Source organism: Streptomyces sp. NPDC030245 (genome assembly GCF_055572995.1).
Map to the genome: position 1 here is coordinate 14,117 of NZ_JBVICF010000020.1, position 18,864 is coordinate 32,980.

The window sequence follows — 18,864 nt, forward strand, 5'->3', positions numbered from 1 at the left end:
TCGCGCGGATGTGCCGTCGGTGCTCAGGCGGCTGTCATGACCTGGTCGGTGCCCAGCGGTCGGTGCGGGGCGATGATCTGGCCGTCCGGCAGCAGCTCACCGGTGTCCTCGAAGAGCAGGACGCCGTTGCACAGCAGGCTCCAGCCCTGCTCCGGGTGGCTCGCCATGAGGAGCGCGGCTTCCCGGTCGGCGGAGTCGGCTGTCGGGCACGCGGGTTGGTGCTGGCACATGGAAGGGTTCTTTCGCTGCGATGAGATGGCTGTGACGTCGGTCCTGTGGCTCGATGCGGTGTTCATAACCGCCCCCCGTTTGTAGTCGGTCCGATCCCAGTGTTGCCCTCCGGGCGTCAATCCGCAGGGATTTTGCCGCAGCGGATCCTACTGCTTAATGACGTATCACCCGGCCGGACGGTTCAGTCCAACTTCCCTGTCCCTTCGGGTGGTTCGGGGTGGCCCGACCGGGCTAGTCCACCTGGGTGGGGCAGCGCTGTGCCCCGCGGCCGGGGCGGCGGGGCACGGGGTGCGGCGGAGGCGCTGTCAGGCGGGTGAGCTCAGCAGCGGTGCCGGTGTCAGACGGTGGTTGAGCATCGGCAGCAGCTCGGCGACGCGGTGCGGGCGGTGGGCCGCGATGCCGGGCGGGGCAGGCGCCAGCGGCACCAGCAGGTCGGTGGCGGCGAGGGGGCCCTCGGCGCCGTCGTCCGTGCAGTCCCGGTGCAGCCAGAGCGTGAGCATGTAGAGCTCGGGCACGGAGAGCAGCCGCGGCTGGCAGGGCATCGGCATGGCCTCGGCGTGCCGCAGGGCCCGTTCGGTGGAGGCGATGTACGGCCCTTCGAAGAAGTGGGAGAACGCCCAGCCGTCCGGTGTGAGCATCGTGTCGGCCGCGGCGACGGCGCGCTCGCCGCAGCGGATGAGGAAGCGCCAGCCGGCGAGTCGGGTGGGCGAGGTGCCCTCGGGGGTGATGCGGTCCAACACGTGGACCGGCAGGGGGAGTTCGGGGCTCGCCGGTCCCTGTGCGGTACGCAGGGACGGCGTGCGGGCCTCGCGTACGGCTGTGGGGGAACCGAGTGCCGCGAGGACGCTGCGCAGGGCGGGCGCTGGAGCCGGGGGGACATGCAGCGGCATGGTGGGTCGCCTCTCTCATTCGACAGGCACAGTGGAGCGGGGGCAGGTGCGTGACGGCGCTGTCAGCTCTGGGTCAGAGGGGCGGGGGCCGGTGCCGCGAGCGCCAACTCTCTGCCTAGATTGCGCAGTTTATACGAGACGTGTTCGAGCAGTGTTTCATCTAGGCGCTTCGCATATTACGGGCAAGGACTTAATGAGTCGTCCTTGTGAGGCCTTTATCCCGATTTCGCGGGGGGCTCGTCCCGCATGACCTCGGCGTACTCCGAAAACGCGGTCGGCCGATTTCTGCCGGTGCTTTTGACCAGGCGCATCGGAAGGGAATCTTCATCCTGCCGCATGCCTGGCGAATGTGCCGGACCCCACTTGCGCCGAGCCTACCCGCCGGTGGCACGCGCCGGGGCGTTATCGATCACATTGCCTGGGCATCATCCCTCGTACACAGCGGCCGGACCCTTGGCTGCCCGATCGAGGAGGGATGCTTCGATGGGGGAGAAGGTCGTGGCGGGCACGTTCGACCTGGCCGACCGGCACCACTTCCGGGGCAAGCTCCGAGAGTGCCTGACGGGGCTGGAGCGTTTGTTGGCGGAGCAGCGATTCGATCGGCCCAAGAATCTGATGGGCATGGAGATCGAGCTGAATCTCGCCGGGCCCGACGGGCTGCCGAGGATGTTGAATGCGCAGGTTCTCGAGCGCATCGCGAGCCGGGATTTCCAGACGGAACTCGGAATGTTCAATCTGGAAGTGAACATTGCCCCGCACCGGCTCGGTGGACGTGTTCTCGACCGGCTCGCCGAAGAGCTGCGCACCGGCCTCAACTACGCCCACAGGAAAGCCAACGAGCTCGACGCCGGAATTGTCATGATCGGTATTCTGCCGACGCTGAACCGCGCCGATCTGGTCTCCGGGAACCTCTCGGACGTCGACCGCTACGCACTCCTGAACGACCAGATCGTGGCGGCGCGCGGCGAGCACTTCGCCCTCGACATCCAGGGCGTGGAGCGGCTGACCTGCACCTCCGCGTCGATCGCCCCCGAAGCGGCGTGCACCTCGGTGCAGTTGCACCTCCAGGTCACCCCGGGCCGGTTCGCCGATGTGTGGAACGCGGCGCAGGCGATCGCCGCGGCCCAGGTCGCCGTGGGTGCCAACGCGCCGTTCCTGTTCGGCCGCGAACTGTGGCGCGAGTCCCGGCCGCCGCTGTTCCTTCAGTCCACCGACACACGCTCGCCCGAGCTACAGGTGCAGGGCGTGCGGCCGCGCACCTGGTTCGGAGAGCGGTGGATCACCGAACCGCTGGAGCTCTTCGAGGAGAACCTGCGGTATTTCCCCGCGCTGCTGCCCCTGCTGGAGGAGGAGGACCCGCTCGGCGTCCTGGACGCGGGCGGTGTGCCGCGCCTCGGCGAACTCGTCCTGCACAACGGCACCGTGTACCGCTGGAACCGCCCGGTGTACGGCATCGCCGACGGCGTTCCGCACCTGCGCGTGGAGAACCGGGTGCTGCCCGCGGGTCCCACCATCACCGACGTCATCGCCAACGCCGCCTTCTACTACGGGCTCGTGCGGGCCCTCGCCGAGGAGGCGCGGCCCGTCTGGTCCCGGCTGCCCTTCGAGGCCGCGGCCCACAACTTCGACGTCGCGTGCCGCCACGGTATCGACGCCACGCTGCGGTGGCCGCGTCGCGGCAGGCTCGGCGGGCTCGTCGAGGTGGCGGCCGTCCGGCTCGTACGCGAGGAGTTGCTGCCGCTCGCGGCCGCGGGGCTCGACGCGTGGGGTGTGGAGGCCGCCGACCGGGATCTGTACCTCGGGGTGATCGAGGAGCGGTGCCGGCGGCGGGTCAACGGCGCGTCGTGGCAGGCGAGGGCGTATCACGAGGCCCTGGAGACCGGTCTGTCCAGGGAGGAGGCGCTGGCCGAGACCACCAAGCGGTACTGCCGGCTGATGCATGCGGGTGAGCCGGTGCACACGTGGCCCGTGGGGCTTCGGGAGGCGGCGGTACCACTGAGCTGACAGGGTTCCGGGCGGTGGTGGTGGCGCTTCAGCCCCGGGCGCTGCCCGCCTCCATGATCGCCTTCAGGATGACCGCGTGGATCTGCGTCGGGTCGTCCACCTGGTGGCCTGAGCCGCCGGTCGCCGCGGCGATCTGCTGGACCTCGTCCTTGTCCGCGTCGGGTCCGACGGCGATGGCGATGACCGGCACCGGCCGCTCGGGATCGGCGAGGTCCTCCAGGCGGGCGATGAGGGAGCCGCGCGAGATGCTGCCCGGGTCCTGGTTGGCGCCGTCCGTCAGGATCACGAGGGCGTTGAACTTGCCGCGCGCGTACGTGGAGCGGGCTTCCTTGTAGGCGGCGAGCGTCGTGTCGTACAGACCGGTGGCGCCGCCCGGCACGGGTTGCAGGGCGGTGAAGGCCGCGGACAGCCTGTCGCGGTGGGTGACGCTGCCCTTGCGGTCGCCCAGGCGCCGGGTCGGCTGGAGTTCGCGGTAGTCGCGGCTGCCGTCGAGGCGGGTGGCGAACTCCCACAGGCCGATCTCGTCCTCGTCGGTGAAGCCCGCGAGGGCCCGCAAGAGGGAGGCCTTGGTGACCTCCATGCGGGACTGGCCGCGGCCGGGGACGGGCTGCCGCATGGACTCCGAGGCGTCGACGACGGTGCTGAGGCGGGCGCTCTGCACCGTGATCGTCCACATGCCCAGGGTCTCCTGGAGCTGCTTGTCCGAGGGCGGATCCGTGGCCTCTTCGGCGTAGGGCTGCGGGGTGCGGCCGCCGGCGGCGGCGACCAGCTTCTCCGACGGCCGGTCGGGGTCGGTCCTGAAGCCGTGCCCGGTCAGGATCCGGCGGCCGTCGTCATCGCTGAACATCGTCATGAAGCGCAGGGCGGCACGGCTCGTGTCGGTGGACATCCGGTCGTCCTCGACGAGCGTGTACGGGTAGTCGAGCCGGGGCGAACCGTCCTCGGGGTAGAACAGGTCGAGGCTGTTCTCGTCGCCCGCCGAGGCGTTGTGCGCGTACGCGGCCTGCTCGGAGAGGATCAGGGCCTGGTTGCGGCGCGGGTTGCCCTGCTCGGCTCCTGAGCCGTCGCGGGCCAGGGTCTCCAGCAGCCGGCCGTCGCTGTCGGTCGTGCGGGTCGACAGGGCCTTCGCCATGGCGGCGGCCTTCGTGGCGCCGTCCTCGCCGCCCTGCTTCTGCGCGGAGGCGCCCAGCTTGGCGAGGGCGAGCAGGCCGGTCGCGCTGCGTGCCGGGTCGGCGGCGCCCAGGCGCAGCTTGTCGCCCTTCAGGGCGGCCGCCATCAACCGTGGCCAGTCATACGTCTTCTTGGGCCAGCCCAGCGCCGCGGCGGCGGACGGGATCATGCCGATGCCGACGGGCGACGAGGCTATGTTGCCCGCGGGCGCGATCTTGGTCTGTCTGGCGCCGAGCCCGACGCGCTGCACCCACAGGTCGGAGTCCGGCACCCACACGTCGTACGCCGGATCGCCCTTGCCCGCGCGGAGTTCGGTCGCTACTTCGTACGAGTCGCGTGCCGTGACCCGTACGTCGATGCAGTGCCCGTCCGAGGTGATCTCCTTCTCGCGGGCGACGTCGGCGGCCTCGCGCAGGGCAGGGGCCACGTCGGGTGCGGCGACGACGTCGAGGCGTACCGTGTCGTCGCCGCAGGTGCCGCCGAAGGAGAGCAGTCCGCCGCCGACCGCCGCCGCCGCGCCGCCCGCGACCACGAGGGCGAGCGCCGTGGCGATGGCGACCGCGCGGCCGCGCGCACGCGGTCGGGGGTCGGCCGCCGCCGTCCCGCGCTCATCGGGCAAGCTGTGACGTCCCATGGCGGTGGTGCCCCCTCCTTGAACGATGTGGCAAGGAAAGAGGGGGCTGTACGCCCACAACCGGCGGTCGTCCCCCTCGGCCTGTCGCGCACGGTCTTCGTAACTTCTTTCGAGACCCTAGCGGGACGCAGATGGGGATGAGGCGGGATTACTCAACTGGAGGCGGAAGTGCAAGCGGAGCCGGGGCCGATGGCCGGTTCTATTCCGGCGGACGGACCTTCGCGGCGGACGCTGCGGGACGAGACGCTGCTCGTCCTGGCCGTCTCGCTCGGGGCCAGCGGTGTGTCCGCGCTGATCAGCTTTGTGGGCTCGGTCACCAGACCGGGTGGCCTGAAGGACCAGGCGGCCACGATGAACGCGTCGGCGGCGCCGGGCCGGCCGTGGCTTGATCTCGCGTGGCAACTGTTCGGCATCACGACCGCGTTGGTGCCGGTCGCGCTGGTCGCGCACTTCCTGCTGCGGGAGAGGGCGGCGCTGCGGACGATCGGTTTCGACCGGACGAGGCCGTGGCCGGACCTGGGGCGCGGCACCGCGATCGCCGCGGTGATCGGCAGCACGGGGATCGCCTTCTACCTCGCGGCCCGCGGGCTCGGCTTCAATCTCACCGTGGTGCCCGAGGCGCTGCCGGACGTGTGGTGGAAGTACCCCGTCCTCATTCTGTCCGCGGTGCAGAACGCGGTACTCGAGGAAGTCATCGTCGTCGGATATCTGCTGCGCAGGCTCGGCCAATTGGGGTGGACGCCGATGGCCGCGCTGGTGGGCAGCTCGGTACTGCGGGGCTCGTACCACCTGTACCAGGGCATCGGCGGCTTCGTCGGGAACCTCGCGATGGGTGTGGTCTTCGTGCTGCTCTACCGCAGGTGGGGCCGGGTCGGGCCGCTGGTCGTGGCCCACTCGCTGCTCGACATCGGCGCGTTCGTCGGCTACGCGCTGCTCGCGGGGAAGGTGGGGTGGCTGCCTACGCCTTCGTAGGCAGCGTTCATGGCTTGGCGTTGTGGCGGTGTTCCTCCGGGCGTAGTGGCGGTGTCCGGGTTGGCGTTGTGGCGTCAGGCGAGGAGGTCGCCCTCGATGACCGTGACCGCGTGGCCCGTCAGGAGGGTGCGCTCGCCGCGGAGCCGGGTGCGGACCAGGCCGGTGCGGGCCGAGGCCTGCAACCCGGTCAGTTCGGTGCGGCCGAGCCGCTCGGACCAGAAGGGGGCGAGGGCGGTGTGGGCGCTGCCCGTCACCGGGTCCTCGTCGATGCCGACGCGCGGGAAGAAGCCGCGGGAGACGAAGTCGTAGCCCGCTGAGGGGTCCTCGGCCACGGCGGTGGCGATGATGCCGCGCTCGGAGTGGCGGACGAGGGCCTTGTGGTCCGGGGTGAGCGACCTGACCGTCTTCTCGTCGGCGAGCTCGACCAGCAGATCGCCGAGGTTCCGGCCCGTGTCGTACACGGCGAGCGGCTCGGCGCCCAGTGCCTCCGTGATGCCCTCGGGGAGCTCCGTCGCGGTGAGCGGGGCGGTCGGGAAGTCGAGGGTGAGCGAGCCGTCCTCGTGCGCGGTCGAGGTGAGGACGCCGCTGCGGGTGGCGAAGCGGACGGTGCCGGAGGCCGCACCTGTGGTGTGCAGGACGTGGGCCGTGGCCAAAGTGGCATGGCCGCAGAGGTCGACTTCGGTGGCGGGGGTGAACCAGCGGAGCGCCCAGTCGGCTTCGCCGCCGGCGGGCAGCGGGTGGGCGAAGGCGGTCTCGGCGTGGTTGACCTCCGCGGCCACGTGCTGGAGCCAGGTGTCGTCGGGGAAGGCGTCGAGGAGCAGGACACCGGCCGGGTTGCCGGCGAAGGGGCGGTCGGTGAAGGCGTCGACCACGCGGATGCGGTGGGGGGTGCGGGAGGGGGTGTCGGCGTTGGCGTCGGTGTGGGCGTGGGAGCGGGGTGCGGCTTCGGAAGTAGGCATGGGCGTCACGGTAGAGGGCTGGGGAGTGTCGTCGGTAAGGCCAATTCGGGGTGGCTGGCCTGGTTTTCGGAGGTGATTGGCTTGGAGGGAGGGGGTGGGTGTCGCTTGTGGCGCCGTCTTTGGTGACTGGTGCTGGGGTGGCGGGTGGTCGCTGGGCTCGGATGTTTGTTTGACCTTGACACCGTGACAAGGTCTTCACTTCTGCCGAGGAGGTGGTCCCCATGACCATGTCGGAAGAGGGTACGAAGCCGCAGGGCGGCACGGAGACGGCGCGAGCTCTCCGAGGGCTGGAGAACGGCAGTCCGTCGGTGCGGCTGCAAGCGGCGCTGGCGGTCGGCACGGCCCCTGACCCCCGGTTCGTCGACCGGCTCGTCGAGCGGTGCGCGGTCGAGGCCGAGTTCTACGTACGGGAAATGCTCACATGGGCGCTCACCCGCCATCCGGTGGAGCTGACGGTCCCCCGGCTCGTCGCCGAACTCCGTACGGAGGGCGCGCAGGCGCGAAGCCAGGCGTTGCACACGCTGTCCAAGATCGCGGACCGGCGGGCGTGGCCGGCGGTCACCCGGGCGCTGCTGGCCGACCCCGACGACGAGGTGGCGCGGAGCGCCTGGCGGGCGGCGGTCGTGCTCGTACCCGAGGGTGAGGAGGCGGAGCTGGCCGACGTACTGGCGGCGCAGCTCGGGCGCGGCGGGCGTGACACGCAGTTGAGCCTCAGCCGGGCGCTGATCGCGCTCGGCGAGGTGATCGTGCCGGTCCTGCGCGCCGCGGCGACGGGTCCAGACCCGCGCGTACGCCAGCACGCGATCGCCACGGAGCGGTTGCTGCGCGACCCGGAGGCCGGGTTCGAATTCGCGATCGAGGAGGCCAAGCGCGTCGTGGCCCTCGGTACGGGTGGTCAGGAGGAGTCTTAGGCCGTGTTGATCGGTGATGTGGCACGACGGTCCGGGGTGAGCGCCCGCATGCTCAGGCACTACGACTCGCTCGGTCTGGTGCGGCCGACGGGGCGCACCGGCGGCGGCTATCGGGAGTACTCCGAGGACGACATCCGGCGGATCTTCCATATCGAGAGCCTGCGGTCGCTTGGGCTGTCGCTGCGCGAGGTCGGGCGCGCGCTCGACGATCCCGGTTTCACACCCGCGGATCTCGTCGACGACCTCGTCCGCCAGACGCGGGAACGCATCGCGAGCGAGATGGAACTGCTCACGCGGCTCCGGCGGATCGGTGCCGCGGAGCCCGCGGGCTGGGAGGACGTCCTCCAGATCGTCGCCCTGCTCCAGGGGTTGGGGTCGAAGAGCGCGGGGGCGCGGCAGCGCGCGGCCCTGTCCTCGGTGGAGGAGGCCCCGGTGCCGGTAGAGGCGTTGGTCGAGGCGGTGCTGAACGAGGGGGACCCGAATGTCGCCGGGGCTCTGCGGTGGGCTCTGGCGCAATCAGGCGGGAACGGGGGCGGGAGCGGGGGCCGGGGTGGAGACGCGGGAGAGGGGGGAGGTGCGGGTGGGGGTGCGTTGGCGCTGCTGGCGGAGGGGCTCGAATCCCCGGTCGCCGCGGTGCGCAAGCGCGCCGCCCAGGCCCTCGCCGCGCTGGGGGACGGTGAGGCGGCGGTCGCCCTGCTGCGCGACATGCTCGCCCACCCCGACCTGGTGGTACGCGGGTACGCGGCTCTGGCGCTGGGGGCGCGCGGGGAGGCCGACGCGATTCCGACGCTCATCGATCTGATCGTCGGTGAGGTGAGCGGTGGGGGTGAGGTGAGTGATGGCGGTGAGGGGAGCGGCGTCGACGGGGAGGGGTGCGTCGGTTGGGTGAGTGATGTCGGCGGGGTGAGCGACACCGGCAGGGTGAGTGGCGTCGGCCGGGTGAGCGATGTCGACGCGGCCGACGCGTTGAGCTCGCTGGCGAGCGACCCCGCACTGGCGGACCGGATCGCCACCGGGCTCGTCGACCGCCTGACCCACGGCGCCACGGAACCGGCGGCACGTCGGCGGCTGACGCAGGCGCTCGCGGACATCCCGGGCGCCACGACGTCGCGCGCTCTCGAAGACCTCTCGCACGACGAGGACCGTGCCGTCGCGCTCACGGCGACGTATCTCCTGAGGCTGCGCGCGGCACGGTGAGGAGGCGCAAGGGGGGCGCCTTGCCGCCTCACCCGAGTGGTGCAGCCGCGCAAGGCGGCCTCATGGCTACCGGCAAGTTGACCGTCAACGGCCACACGTACGCCGATCCCAACGGCTGCTACAACGTCGACGGTGGCAGCGCGAAAATCACCTACGACGTCAGCAGCGACGCCACGATCATCGTGTTCTCCGGACGCGATGGCCAGGGCGAGTCCAAGAGCCGTATCAGCGGCGGCGGGAAGGGCAACATCGACACGTCTCCCGCGGGGAGCGTCACCGTCACCTGAGCCACGCGTCGCGGACGCCGGGCGGAGCGTGGGGCGGCGGCCTACGCGGCGGGTCCGTGCCCAGCGGCCCCTGCCGACCGCCTGGCGGGGCGCTCCCGGGGGGTGAGGGGCGCGGGGCGCCGGGCCGTGCCGGATCGGAGGCGAGGCGGCGTCGGGCTGCGGTGTACAACTCGAAGTAGTCGCGGGCGTCCGCCCGCCGACTCTCACGTGCTGGTCGCTGTCCTGCCGTACGGCGTCAGCGTGACGATGGGGGAGTTACCGCGCCAGCGCTCACGCTCAGCGTCTGAGCTGAGTCGTCCCGGAACCGGGCGGCGACCGGCCGGGTGCGGCCCATGGGCCCCCGTCCCGTCATCTCGGGCCACGGGCCACGGGCCCCGGGCCTCGGGCCGCGCCTCCGGCCCACCCTTGCGCCTTGGGCGCCCCGCCATCAGCCCCCGCTTCCGCGCTGTGCAGCGGGGGCGCCTGCGTGTCAGGTGCAAGTGGCTGAAGCCGTGCGAGGTGCCGCGGGTGAACTTCTCCGTGCACGGTCTCGGCGCCGGTGACGCCCACTTCGGATGAAGGACGAGAACGGCAACCCGCCGGTCTGCCCTGAGCCCCACTGACCGAACCGAGTACGCCCGGCCGATCTCCTCGTCGGCCGGGCGTCGCACAGAGGGTTGCCGACCGATCGCTTCCGATATATCGTTGAGGCATCGCGACAGGTTCGCGATTGATCAACGAGCAATCAGCGTGTCAACGATGAATCAAGGAGTGATCACCATGCGTTCCCATGGTTTTGAACACGAGCACGGCCGCGGTCACGGACGCGGCCACCACGGCGGCCCCGAGGGCCGTCAGGGCTTCGGCCGCGGAGGATTCGGCGGCTTCGGTGGCTTCGGGGACTTTGAGGGGCGGCGCGGCGCGTTCGGTCCCTTCGGTCCCGGTTTCGGGGGGCCCGGTGGGCCCGGCGGCCCCTGGGGCGGGGGCCGGGGCGGGCGTGGCGGTCCGCGCGGCAGGGCACGGCGCGGCGACGTACGCGCGTCGATCCTGGCGCTCCTGAAGGACCGCCCCATGCACGGCTACGAGATGATCCAGGAGATCGCCGAGCGCAGCGGCGGGGCGTGGAAGCCCAGCCCCGGTTCGGTCTACCCGACCCTGCAACTGCTGGAGGACGAGGGTCTGATCAGCAGTGCGAGCGAGGGCGGGAAGAAGCTCTTCTCGCTCACCGACGACGGCCGCGAGGCCGCCGCGGCGGGCCCCGAGGCGCCTTGGGAAGAGGCCGGGCGCGGGGTCGACTGGGAGACGCTGAACGAGGTCCGGCAGGCCGGTTTCGGTCTGATGGAGGCGTTCGGCCAGGTCTGGAAGACCGGCAGCAAGGAGCAGCGCGAAAAGGCGCTCACGGTCATCAACGACGCCCGGAAGAAGATGTATCTGATCCTCGCCGATGAGGACTGAGGTGGTCGGGGCCGATGGCCCCCACCGCAGATGAGGCGCCCCACGCGCATGGTGTGGGGCGCCTCGTTCGTCGCGTGCGTGGCGCGTGGCCGGCCTTCAGGTGACGAGGCCGTCCAGCTTGCGCAGGGACTCGTTGAGCGCGGCGGTCGCCGAGTCCTTCAGCTTTCCCGCCATCAAGGACACGGCGGCCCCGGTGAACTCCCCTTCGATGCGGACCACCGTCGCGGGCCCATCGGGGGAGAGGGTGTAGCGGGTGCGTACGTTGACGCCCATCGGGCCCTTGCCCGCGATGGCCAGGGTGCGTGCGGTCTCCAGCTCTTCGACGGTCCAGTTCACCTCGGCGGGGAAACCCATCAGCTTCATGTTCTCCACGAAGGTGCCGCCCACCTCCAGGGCGGTGGGGCCGCCCTGCGGGAAGTTCGTGTGCGTGGCGTTCCATTCGCCGTACGAGGAGAAGTCGGTGAGCCGCGCCCAGATCTTCTCGGCGGGCGCCTCCATCCGTGCCTCCGCGCTGACTTCGGCCATGCGGCCACCTCTTCCCGTCGGGGCGCTGCGACGGCCGCAGCTGCGGTGCCGCGGAACGTAGCCGCGGGGCCCGGAACATTCAATACTGATGAAGCGTCAGATATGGCCTTCGCCTGTGACTCTCAGCTGTGACTCGCAGCTGTGGCCGTCGGCTGTGACCCCCTGTGGGGGAGTGGGGTAGTGTTCCCCTGCCCTGCGACAGACGCAGGCAGCGCGCTTTGGAGGTGAGACCCATTACCGCAGTGGCAGGTCGGGTGCTCCCCCTTCGCGACCGCGCGGTTCACCCGGCATAGGTGAGCCGAGGGAGCCCCATCGGGATCCCGAAAGGTTTCATCAACATGTCGATTCCAGCTTTCTCCGCAGTACACCGTTCCTCCGTTGTCGACGCCCTGCGCGCCGCGGGCTGCGTCTTCGCCGAGGACGAGGCGGAGTTGATTCTCTCGACCGCGCGCACCCCCGGCGAAGTGGCCGACATGGTCGAGCGTCGTGCGGGCGGTCTGCCCCTGGAACATGTGGTGGGCTGGGCCGAGTTCCGCGGTCTGCGCGTCGCCGTGGACCCGGGGGTCTTCGTGCCGCGCCGCCGCACCGAGTTCCTCGTCGGACAGGCCGCCGCGCTGGCCGGGCACGGCGCTGTCGTCGTCGATCTGTGCTGTGGCTCGGGTGCGCTCGGTGCCGCGCTGGCCGCGGGCCTCGACCGGGTGGAGCTGCACGCCGCCGACATCGACCCGGCGGCGGTCCGCTGCGCCCGCCGCAATGTCGCGGCAGCCGGGGGCGAGGTCTACGAAGGCGACCTCTACGAACCCCTGCCCGACACGCTCCGCGGTCGCGTCGGCGTCCTGCTCGCCAACGTCCCTTACGTCCCCACCGAAGAGGTCGGCCTGCTGCCCGCCGAGGCCCGCGTCCACGAGGCGCGGGTGGCGCTCGACGGCGGTGCGGACGGGCTCGACGTGCTGCGCCGCGTGACCGAGGAGGCGCCCGCGTGGCTGGCGCCCGGCGGCCACCTGCTCTTCGAGACGAGCGAGGGGCAGGTGGCGGCCGCTGTCGACGCCGTCGAGCGGGCCGGTCTCGTGGCCCGTGTGGTCACCGACGAGGCCATGTTCGCCACGGTGGTCATCGGGACGCGCGCGGACAGATGTGGGGTGCGGCGGGCGTCGTAACGGCCGCCGGACGGCATGCCTGCCGCCGTGCGCCGTCCGGGAGCGTATGCGCCGCTCAGCCCACCTGCCGTAGGCGCTCAGACCACTTGTCGTAGCTCCTCAGCCCACCTGTCGTATCTCCGCCGCGTCGAAGAGATCCGACGCCCTCGGGAAGGGGCCCTCGTCGTGGCAGTGCCAGGCCTCCCAGAACAGGTCGGCGGGCAGCGCGTCGTCGGGTGCGTACACCCGATAGACGTACTGCCTGCCGTCGACAGCAGGCAGGGCGACCATCCAGCTCCTGCTCTCCATGACGGTTGGACGTGTGAAGCCGCGTCATGGTTGTGCGCTCGGCACAGGGCAAGGCGGCGCGCGCGCCGCCGCGCGGGTCGGGTCGATCTCATCCGTAAGGAGGACAACCGCCGCATGCGTGCCCACCCTGTGTCGGACGCCAAGATGCTTCCCGCCGCCGATGCATATGCCCCTGGGGGTTGATGTGGTGGGAGATGTGCAAAGCCGTACCCCGCCGGGCGCCGAGCCCGGCCCGACCCGAGCAGAACTCGACTCCGGACTCAGCGCGGAACTGGCGTCGGTGGTGGCCGGCGCGCGCCGTCGCGCCGTCCGTGACGGGGATCGGCAGATAGACACCGCGCACCTGCTGCACTCTCTCCTGGAGACCGACCCCGAGGTGCGCTCCGTCTTCGAGAGCGGCGCGCAGGCCGTGCGGGTGCTCGGCTATCTCGTGCAGCGCAGCATCGGTTACGGCTTGCAGTGGCGGGGCACCGTCGAGGACTCCGGTGCCGTGCCCGTGGTGACGCCGGTGAAGGAGACCGGCTGGTCGCCGGCCGCCATCGGCGCGATGGACACGGCCCTGGAACGCGCCGCGCTGCGCGGGGAGGCGCGGGCCCTCGGCATCGACCTGCTCGCGGGGCTCGTCGCCGACCCGGAGTGCCGGGCCGTCGAAGTCCTCGGGCGAGCGCGAGTCGACGTACCGGCGCTGCTGCGGCGTATCGAGGCGGGGTGCAGGCAGTACGCGTCCGGCGACCAGGGGCATGTCGGGGGCGGGGGGCATGGATACGTCGTACATCGGGGGTACGCCGGAGGCGGAGGGCTCCCGGAGAGTGGCGTGACGTCCGCCGATTGAGACAGGGGCTTATAGGGATGACGCTCCTGACGTCGGCTGCCATGATGTGCCGGTGCGAGCGTCTGACGGTATTCAAGAGGGCCGGGTGGGCCACGGCGACCAGGTGAGCCACGGCTACCGGGGGAGCCAGGGAAGCCAGGGAAAGAGTGGTGGCAGGGGCGTCGGGCTGGGCCTCGCCCTGATCTCCGCCGTCGCCTTCGGTGGCTCCGGAGTCGCGGCGAAACCGCTGATCGAAGCAGGCCTCGACCCGCTGCACGTGGTGTGGCTGCGGGTGGCCGGGGCCGCCCTCGTGATGCTGCCCGTCGCCTGGCGCCACCGCGGACTGCTGCGCAGCAGGCCCGCGCTGCTCGCCGGGTTCGGTCTCCTCGCCGTCGCGGGCGTCCAGGCCTGCTACTTCGCCGCGCTCTCCCGCATTCCTGTGGGCGTCGCGCTGCTGATCGAGTACCTCGCGCCCGCGCTCGTGCTCGGCTGGGTGCGCTTCGTGCAGCGGCGGCCGGTGACACGGGCCGCCGCGCTCGGTGTGGTGCTCGCCGTCGGCGGGCTCGCCTGTGTCGTCGAGGTGTGGGCGGGGCTGAGTTTCGACGCCGTCGGCCTGCTGCTCGCGCTCGGCGCCGCCTGCTGCCAGGTCGGCTACTTCGTCCTGTCCGACCAGGGCAGCGACGCGGGCGAGGACGCTCCGGACCCGCTCGGCGTCATCGCGTACGGCCTGCTCGTCGGCACCGCTGTGCTGACCGTCGTCGCGCGGCCGTGGGGCATGGACTGGTCGGTGCTCGCGGGCGACGCGGACCTGGACGGCTCGGCCGTGCCGGCCTGGGCGCTGCTCGCCTGGATCGTGCTCATCGCGACGGTCGTCGCCTACGTCACCGGAGTCCTCTCGGTGCGCAGGCTCTCGCCCCAGGTCGCGGGCGTCGTGGCCTGCCTCGAAGCGGTCATAGCGACCGCCCTGGCCTGGATCGTCCTGGGCGAGCACCTCTCGGCGCCGCAGGTCGTCGGTGGAGCGATCGTGCTCGTGGGCGCGTTCATCGCCCAGTCCTCCGCACCGGCCGGGGCCGCGGCCGTACCGGAGGAGATCCCGGCATCCGAAACGGAGTTGTCGCACAGCGGGAGCCGCCCCTAAGGTGCGGATCATGTACGCACACGCACTCGTTCTTCCGCCCCCCGCCGCTTAGCGCGGGGCACTGACGGAACACGCCCGAGCCAGCGGCCGGGCAGAACGGTGCTGCCCGCAGACGGAGTCAGTCATCCCTCTCTGCTGCGGAGAACTCACGTGTCGAACATGTCGAGCACGTCCAGCGCGCCCGTGATCCCGGGCGTGGCCAACCCCCATACCGTCCGGCGTCTGCCCGTCGGACGAGGCCTCTTCTATCTGATCGTCGCCGGCACCGCGTGGGGCACCGCGGGTGCCGCCGCCGCACTGGTCTTCGATGCCGGCGACATGGGCCCGGTCAGCCTTTCCTTCTGGCGGTGCGTGGGCGGCTTCGTGCTGCTGGCCGCCGCGCGTCTCGTACGGCTGCGCCAGGCGCGCCGGGTGAGTCAGGTGCGCCGGGTGAGCCGGGCACACCGAATGAACCGAGTGCGCCGGATCGTCGTGACCGGCGTCGCCCTCGCGGTGTTCCAGACCGCCTACTTCGCCTCCGTCGAGGCGACCGGCCTCGCGGTCGGCACCGTCGTCACCATGGGGTCGGGGCCCGTCCTCATCGCGCTCGGCGCGCGGCTGACCCTGAACGAACGGCTCGGACGCGGCGGCGTCGTCGCCGTCGTGGGCGCCCTCGGGGGGCTCGCCGTGCTCGTCCTCGGCGGTGACGGCGGCGGTGGCGGTGGCGCGAGTGTGCGGCCTTCGGGTGTCGTGTGGGGGCTCGTCTCCGCGGCCGCGTACGCCGTCATGACGCTCTTCACGCGCCGGTGGGGCCGGGACGGCGGCAACGACTCGGCCGACACCACGGTCTGGGCGTTCGCCGTCGTCTCGGTCTGCCTGCTGCCGCTCGCCGCGGTCGAAGGCCTGGTGCCGTACACGGCGGACCCCGTGCGCGTGGGTCTGTGTCTCCTGTACATCGCCGCCGTGCCGACAGCCCTCGCCTACGCGCTGTACTTCGCGGGGGCGGCCGTCGTACGGTCCGCCACCGTCTCCGTGATCACGCTGCTCGAACCGGTGGGCGCCGCGATCATCGCGGTCGCACTGCTCGGCGAGGCGCTGACGGCGGCGACCGTGCTGGGCACGGCACTGATGCTGGCCGCGGTGACGGGCCTCGCGGTCACGGAGGCGCGGGGCGTGGCGGCGGAGCGGCGCGACGTGGCGCCGGTGTAGGGGGAGTGGGGGGCGGGCGCGTCGCGGGGGGACCTGATACCCCGTGCGGTGCCCGTCCCCCGGCTGGAAGTGGCCGACCTGGTGGTTCAGCGGAGCTCGGCTTCATAGCTGAAGGGCGGCGTCCCAGGGTGGAGCAGCATCACAGCCCCGCCAGGTAGGCGGGGACCTCGATGCCCGGTGCGAGGTCGGCGGCGGGGATCAGGGCGTCGTGGCCCTTGCGGAGCGGGACGACGCCGGCCCAGTGGGGGAGGTCCATGTCCTTCGGGTCGTCGTTCGGGCCGCCGGTGCGCGCCTTCGCCGACACCTCGTTCAGGTCGAGGCGGAGCACGGCGGTGGCCGCGAGCTCCTTGGCGTCGGCGGGGCGGGAGTCGGCCGCCCGGCCCGGCACGACGTGGTCGACGAGCGCGTCCAGGGCGAGCCGCTTCTCCTCCGGGTCCGTGACCTGGTGGGCCGTGCCGTGGACCACGACGGAGCGGTAGTTGATCGAGTGGTGGAAGGCCGAGCGGGCCAGCACCAGGCCGTCGACGTGGGTGACGGTCAGACACACCTGAAGGCCCGGGTCCCGCTCCTCGGTGGACGCGCTCGCCATGCGCAGCGGCCGTGACCCGGTCGAACCGTGCACGTACAGGCGGTCGCCCACCCTTCCGTAGAGCGTCGGGAGCACGACGGGGGCGCCGTCGCGGACGAATCCGAGATGGCAGACGTAGGCCTCGTCGAGTATCGCGTGCACCGACTCGTGGTCGTACGAAGCGCGTTCCCGTGAGCGGGTGGGGACCGTGCGGTCGGTCGGCGTGTAGGCGGCACTGCTCGGCGAAGGGGTGTCGTTGGTGCTCGGCTGCGTCTGCATGGTTCTCCTTGCTCAGTACTGCTGTGTTCTCGACTTGCGGCTTCGATTGCACTAGTGCATAATCTGCTTTGTGCTAGGAGAGTATCGGATCGAAGGCCGCCGCGCAGCTGAGATCGCGGCCAGCGTGGAGCGCGCCGTGGGTGACGGCGGTCTCGAACCGGGGCAACCGCTGCCACCCATGCGGGAGTTGGCGACCCGACTCGGGGTCAACCCCAATACCGTCGCGGCCGCCTATCGCACGCTGCGGGAGCGCGGCGTCATCGAGACGGCGGGGCGGCGCGGCAGCCGTGTCCGTCCGAAGCCCGCCACCACCGCACGCGAGCTGATCCGGGTGGACGCGCCGCCAGGGGTGCGCAACGTCTCCAAGGGCAACCCCGACCCGAGGCTGCTGCCCGCTCTGTCCGAGGCGCTCATGGCGGCCGCCGCGCAGAGCGACGCGCGACCCGTCCTCTACGGAGAGGGTGCGGTGGACCCGGAGCTCGAACGGCACGCGCGCGTGGCCTTCGACGCCGACGGCGTGCCCCGTGGCCCGCTCGCCGTCACCTCCGGCTCGCTCGACGCCATCGAGCGCGTGCTCGTCGCCCACCTCAAGCCCGGCGACGGGGTCGCTCTGGAGGACCCGGGCTGGGGCAGCCTGCTGGATCTCGTCTCCGCCCTCGGGCTGCGCGCGGTCCCGGTGGGCGTGGACGACGAGGGTCCAATCCCGGCCGACGTGGAGCGGGCCCTGGCGTCGGGCGCGCGGGCGGCCATCGTGACGGACCGGGCACAGAATCCCACAGGGGCCGCCGTCACCGCCCCACGCGCGCGTGCCCTGCGCGACGTGTTCGCCGCGCACGAGGACGTGCTGCTCATCGAGGACGACCACGGCCACGGCATCGTCGACCTGCCGCTGCACCCGCTGGCCGGGTCGACCCGCAGCTGGGCCCTGACCCGCTCCACCGCCAAGGCGTACGGCCCCGATCTGCGGCTCGCCGTGCTCACAGGCGACTCCGTGACGGTGGACCGGGTGCAGGGGCGCCAGCGGCTCGGCCCCGGCTGGGTGAGCCGGCTGCTGCAACGCGCCGTCGCCCGGCTCTGGGCCGAGGGCGCGGTCGACCCCCGCACGGTGGCGGCGTCCTACGACCGGCGTCGGGAGGCGCTCATTGCGGCGCTCGCCGAGCGGGGCGTGGCCGCATACGGGCGCAGCGGCATGAACGCGTGGGTACCGGTGCCCGACGAGACCGGGGCCGTCGCGCGACTGCTGCACGCGGGGTGGGCGGTGGCCCCGGGTGCGAGGTTCCGGCTGAACACGCCGCCGGCGGTGCGGATCACCGTGGCGGCGCTCGACGACGAGGACATCGTGGCGGTGGCGGACGCGGTCGCCGCGGCCACCGGGCCCGCTCCTGCCCGGCGTTACGACTGACGGGGCGTATGCCCGCGCGGCTTGGACCGGGTGAGCGCGGCGCCCGCCAGGACGATCACCGCGCCGACCGGCGCCGACCGGCTCAGGGACTCGCCGAACACCGCGACACCGGCGGCGGTCACGATGACCGTGATGAAGTACGTGACCATGCGGCGGCATGTGTACGTGGTTACGTGGTGTGGCGGGCGGAACGCGGCCGCCGCCCGTCGATCAGGGCGGCGGCGGAGGCGCTGAGGGCGGCGGGGGCGGGGCTCCGGTAGGAGGGGTGAGTCGCCGGGTCAGTGAGTTCCGGCCCTGCCGCCAAGCGCGGCCAGTTTGCGGAAGTCCCAGGAGGCGATGGCGTCCGGTGTCAGGCGGGCCCAGGCGTGGCGGCCGTCGTGCGGCATCTCGGACATGCCGAAGATCTTCTGGGCGAACAGCCGCTCGGGCGCGTCCAGTTCGGGGCACGGATCGCCCTTGCGCGGGGACTCGCCGACGAAGTCCACGGTGCCCGACAGCTCCACACCGCGCAGCTCGCCGTACTCCTCTCCGGCGTCGACCACCACGGCGATCCGCGGGTCCCTGCGCAGATCGGCCCAGCGCTTGCTGCGGGTGACCGAGTACAGCCACAGCGACGTGCCGTCCCAGGCGAACCAGAGCGTGCTGACGTGCGGGGCGCCGTCCCGCGACACGGTCGCCACGCGGCACGTGCGCTCCGTGGCGAGGAACGCGTCGACTTCGTCCGGCGTCATCATGATCCTGCGGCCCCGGCGCTGCGTGGCGGCCATGTGTCCTCCAGCTCAAGGTGGTCGACGGGCGTCTGACACTGCGTCAGGGAAG

Annotated in this window: 19 protein-coding genes and 1 pseudogene; 11 read left to right on the plus strand and 9 right to left on the minus strand. The window is 71.9% G+C overall.

The window, feature by feature from the left end; all coding sequences use genetic code 11:
- Positions 1-23: 23 nt before the first annotated feature.
- Entirely contained in the window at positions 24-230 is a 207-nt protein-coding gene (locus ACZ4Z4_RS37440; RefSeq protein WP_362995214.1) for a DUF5999 family protein, read from the minus strand.
- A 306-nt stretch (positions 231-536) separates the two neighbouring features.
- Positions 537-1,121 carry a hypothetical protein gene (locus ACZ4Z4_RS37445; RefSeq protein ID WP_362995216.1) on the minus strand — a complete coding sequence of 195 codons (585 nt, stop codon included), beginning with the start codon at positions 1,119-1,121 and terminating at the stop codon, positions 537-539.
- A gap of 483 nt (positions 1,122-1,604) precedes the next feature.
- Between ACZ4Z4_RS37445 and ACZ4Z4_RS37450 the strand changes: the two genes are divergently transcribed.
- Entirely contained in the window at positions 1,605-3,125 is a 1,521-nt protein-coding gene (locus ACZ4Z4_RS37450; RefSeq protein WP_468338073.1) for a glutamate-cysteine ligase family protein, read from the plus strand.
- 28 nt (positions 3,126-3,153) lie between these two features.
- Here ACZ4Z4_RS37450 and ACZ4Z4_RS37455 read toward each other — a convergent pair whose 3' ends face one another.
- Positions 3,154-4,929, minus strand: a complete 1,776-nt coding sequence (locus ACZ4Z4_RS37455; RefSeq protein WP_468338076.1) for a substrate-binding and VWA domain-containing protein — start codon at positions 4,927-4,929, stop codon at positions 3,154-3,156.
- 168 nt (positions 4,930-5,097) lie between these two features.
- Here ACZ4Z4_RS37455 and ACZ4Z4_RS37460 point away from each other — a divergent pair, with 168 nt between their 5' ends.
- Positions 5,098-5,901 carry a CPBP family intramembrane glutamic endopeptidase gene (locus tag ACZ4Z4_RS37460; RefSeq protein WP_468338079.1) on the plus strand — a complete coding sequence of 268 codons (804 nt, stop codon included), beginning with the start codon at positions 5,098-5,100 and terminating at the stop codon, positions 5,899-5,901.
- Between the two features lie 74 nt (positions 5,902-5,975).
- On the opposite strand, the gene ACZ4Z4_RS37465 is transcribed toward ACZ4Z4_RS37460, so the two are convergent.
- Positions 5,976-6,860, minus strand: a complete 885-nt coding sequence (locus ACZ4Z4_RS37465; protein ID WP_468338082.1) for a PhzF family phenazine biosynthesis protein — start codon at positions 6,858-6,860, stop codon at positions 5,976-5,978.
- Between the two features lie 221 nt (positions 6,861-7,081).
- On the opposite strand from ACZ4Z4_RS37465, the gene ACZ4Z4_RS37470 reads away from it, so the two are divergent.
- The 4 genes from ACZ4Z4_RS37470 (at position 7,082) to ACZ4Z4_RS37485 (ending at position 10,689) form a co-directional block, all read left to right on the plus strand.
- Positions 7,082-7,771 (plus strand): HEAT repeat domain-containing protein, encoded by a 690-nt coding sequence (locus tag ACZ4Z4_RS37470; RefSeq protein ID WP_468338085.1) that lies wholly within the window; start codon positions 7,082-7,084, stop codon positions 7,769-7,771.
- Between the two features lie 3 nt (positions 7,772-7,774).
- Positions 7,775-8,968, plus strand: coding sequence for a MerR family transcriptional regulator (locus ACZ4Z4_RS37475; protein ID WP_468338088.1), 1,194 nt, complete (start codon positions 7,775-7,777; stop codon positions 8,966-8,968).
- A 62-nt stretch (positions 8,969-9,030) separates the two neighbouring features.
- Positions 9,031-9,255, plus strand: a complete 225-nt coding sequence (locus tag ACZ4Z4_RS37480; RefSeq protein ID WP_468338091.1) for a hypothetical protein — start codon at positions 9,031-9,033, stop codon at positions 9,253-9,255.
- Between the two features lie 759 nt (positions 9,256-10,014).
- Positions 10,015-10,689 carry a PadR family transcriptional regulator gene (locus tag ACZ4Z4_RS37485; RefSeq protein WP_468338094.1) on the plus strand — a complete coding sequence of 225 codons (675 nt, stop codon included), beginning with the start codon at positions 10,015-10,017 and terminating at the stop codon, positions 10,687-10,689.
- A gap of 96 nt (positions 10,690-10,785) precedes the next feature.
- Here the strand turns inward: ACZ4Z4_RS37485 and ACZ4Z4_RS37490 are convergent, their stop codons facing one another.
- A complete protein-coding gene (locus tag ACZ4Z4_RS37490; protein ID WP_468338097.1) occupies positions 10,786-11,214 on the minus strand; it encodes a type II toxin-antitoxin system Rv0910 family toxin in 429 nt (142 codons plus the stop codon).
- Positions 11,215-11,552: 338 nt separating this feature from the next.
- Here ACZ4Z4_RS37490 and ACZ4Z4_RS37495 point away from each other — a divergent pair, with 338 nt between their 5' ends.
- Positions 11,553-12,371 carry a putative protein N(5)-glutamine methyltransferase gene (locus ACZ4Z4_RS37495; RefSeq protein WP_468338100.1) on the plus strand — a complete coding sequence of 273 codons (819 nt, stop codon included), beginning with the start codon at positions 11,553-11,555 and terminating at the stop codon, positions 12,369-12,371.
- 99 nt (positions 12,372-12,470) lie between these two features.
- Here the strand turns inward: ACZ4Z4_RS37495 and ACZ4Z4_RS37500 are convergent, their stop codons facing one another.
- Positions 12,471-12,659: a hypothetical protein gene (locus ACZ4Z4_RS37500; protein ID WP_404756143.1), complete on the minus strand. Its 189-nt coding sequence runs from the start codon at positions 12,657-12,659 to the stop codon at positions 12,471-12,473.
- A gap of 196 nt (positions 12,660-12,855) precedes the next feature.
- On the opposite strand from ACZ4Z4_RS37500, the gene ACZ4Z4_RS37505 reads away from it, so the two are divergent.
- From ACZ4Z4_RS37505 to ACZ4Z4_RS37515, 3 genes are all read left to right on the plus strand, one after another.
- Complete coding sequence (locus ACZ4Z4_RS37505) at positions 12,856-13,491, plus strand: peptidase (protein ID WP_468338103.1); 636 nt, start codon at positions 12,856-12,858, stop codon at positions 13,489-13,491.
- 103 nt (positions 13,492-13,594) lie between these two features.
- Complete coding sequence (locus tag ACZ4Z4_RS37510; protein WP_468338329.1) at positions 13,595-14,608, plus strand: EamA family transporter; 1,014 nt, start codon at positions 13,595-13,597, stop codon at positions 14,606-14,608.
- Between the two features lie 159 nt (positions 14,609-14,767).
- On the plus strand, positions 14,768-15,796 hold the full coding sequence (locus ACZ4Z4_RS37515; RefSeq protein ID WP_468338106.1) for a DMT family transporter: 1,029 nt from the start codon (positions 14,768-14,770) through the stop codon (positions 15,794-15,796).
- 139 nt (positions 15,797-15,935) lie between these two features.
- On the opposite strand, the gene ACZ4Z4_RS37520 is transcribed toward ACZ4Z4_RS37515, so the two are convergent.
- On the minus strand, positions 15,936-16,643 hold the full coding sequence (locus tag ACZ4Z4_RS37520) for a pyridoxamine 5'-phosphate oxidase family protein (RefSeq protein WP_468338109.1): 708 nt from the start codon (positions 16,641-16,643) through the stop codon (positions 15,936-15,938).
- A gap of 70 nt (positions 16,644-16,713) precedes the next feature.
- Here ACZ4Z4_RS37520 and ACZ4Z4_RS37525 point away from each other — a divergent pair, with 70 nt between their 5' ends.
- Positions 16,714-18,045 (plus strand): aminotransferase class I/II-fold pyridoxal phosphate-dependent enzyme, encoded by a 1,332-nt coding sequence (locus tag ACZ4Z4_RS37525; RefSeq protein ID WP_468338112.1) that lies wholly within the window; start codon positions 16,714-16,716, stop codon positions 18,043-18,045.
- Here ACZ4Z4_RS37525 and ACZ4Z4_RS37530 read toward each other — a convergent pair.
- A pseudogene (locus ACZ4Z4_RS37530) lies at positions 18,036-18,206 on the minus strand (EamA/RhaT family transporter); the annotation flags it as partial. The gene ACZ4Z4_RS37525 and the pseudogene ACZ4Z4_RS37530 overlap by 10 nt on opposite strands.
- A 117-nt stretch (positions 18,207-18,323) precedes the next feature.
- Positions 18,324-18,812, minus strand: a complete 489-nt coding sequence (locus ACZ4Z4_RS37535) for a pyridoxamine 5'-phosphate oxidase family protein (RefSeq protein ID WP_468338115.1) — start codon at positions 18,810-18,812, stop codon at positions 18,324-18,326.
- Positions 18,813-18,864 lie beyond the last annotated feature (52 nt).

Coding starts and splice junctions, on each gene's coding strand:
- ACZ4Z4_RS37440 (WP_362995214.1), bottom strand. CDS start 230: ATGTGCCAGCACCAACCCGCGTGCCCGACAGCCGACTCCGCCGACCGG.
- ACZ4Z4_RS37445 (WP_362995216.1), bottom strand. CDS start 1,121: ATGCCGCTGCATGTCCCCCCGGCTCCAGCGCCCGCCCTGCGCAGCGTC.
- ACZ4Z4_RS37450 (WP_468338073.1), top strand. CDS start 1,605: ATGGGGGAGAAGGTCGTGGCGGGCACGTTCGACCTGGCCGACCGGCAC.
- ACZ4Z4_RS37455 (WP_468338076.1), bottom strand. CDS start 4,929: ATGGGACGTCACAGCTTGCCCGATGAGCGCGGGACGGCGGCGGCCGAC.
- ACZ4Z4_RS37465 (WP_468338082.1), bottom strand. CDS start 6,860: ATGCCTACTTCCGAAGCCGCACCCCGCTCCCACGCCCACACCGACGCC.
- ACZ4Z4_RS37470 (WP_468338085.1), top strand. CDS start 7,082: ATGACCATGTCGGAAGAGGGTACGAAGCCGCAGGGCGGCACGGAGACG.
- ACZ4Z4_RS37480 (WP_468338091.1), top strand. CDS start 9,031: ATGGCTACCGGCAAGTTGACCGTCAACGGCCACACGTACGCCGATCCC.
- ACZ4Z4_RS37485 (WP_468338094.1), top strand. CDS start 10,015: ATGCGTTCCCATGGTTTTGAACACGAGCACGGCCGCGGTCACGGACGC.
- ACZ4Z4_RS37490 (WP_468338097.1), bottom strand. CDS start 11,214: ATGGCCGAAGTCAGCGCGGAGGCACGGATGGAGGCGCCCGCCGAGAAG.
- ACZ4Z4_RS37495 (WP_468338100.1), top strand. CDS start 11,553: ATGTCGATTCCAGCTTTCTCCGCAGTACACCGTTCCTCCGTTGTCGAC.
- ACZ4Z4_RS37500 (WP_404756143.1), bottom strand. CDS start 12,659: ATGGAGAGCAGGAGCTGGATGGTCGCCCTGCCTGCTGTCGACGGCAGG.
- ACZ4Z4_RS37515 (WP_468338106.1), top strand. CDS start 14,768: ATGTCGAGCACGTCCAGCGCGCCCGTGATCCCGGGCGTGGCCAACCCC.
- ACZ4Z4_RS37520 (WP_468338109.1), bottom strand. CDS start 16,643: ATGCAGACGCAGCCGAGCACCAACGACACCCCTTCGCCGAGCAGTGCC.
- ACZ4Z4_RS37535 (WP_468338115.1), bottom strand. CDS start 18,812: ATGGCCGCCACGCAGCGCCGGGGCCGCAGGATCATGATGACGCCGGAC.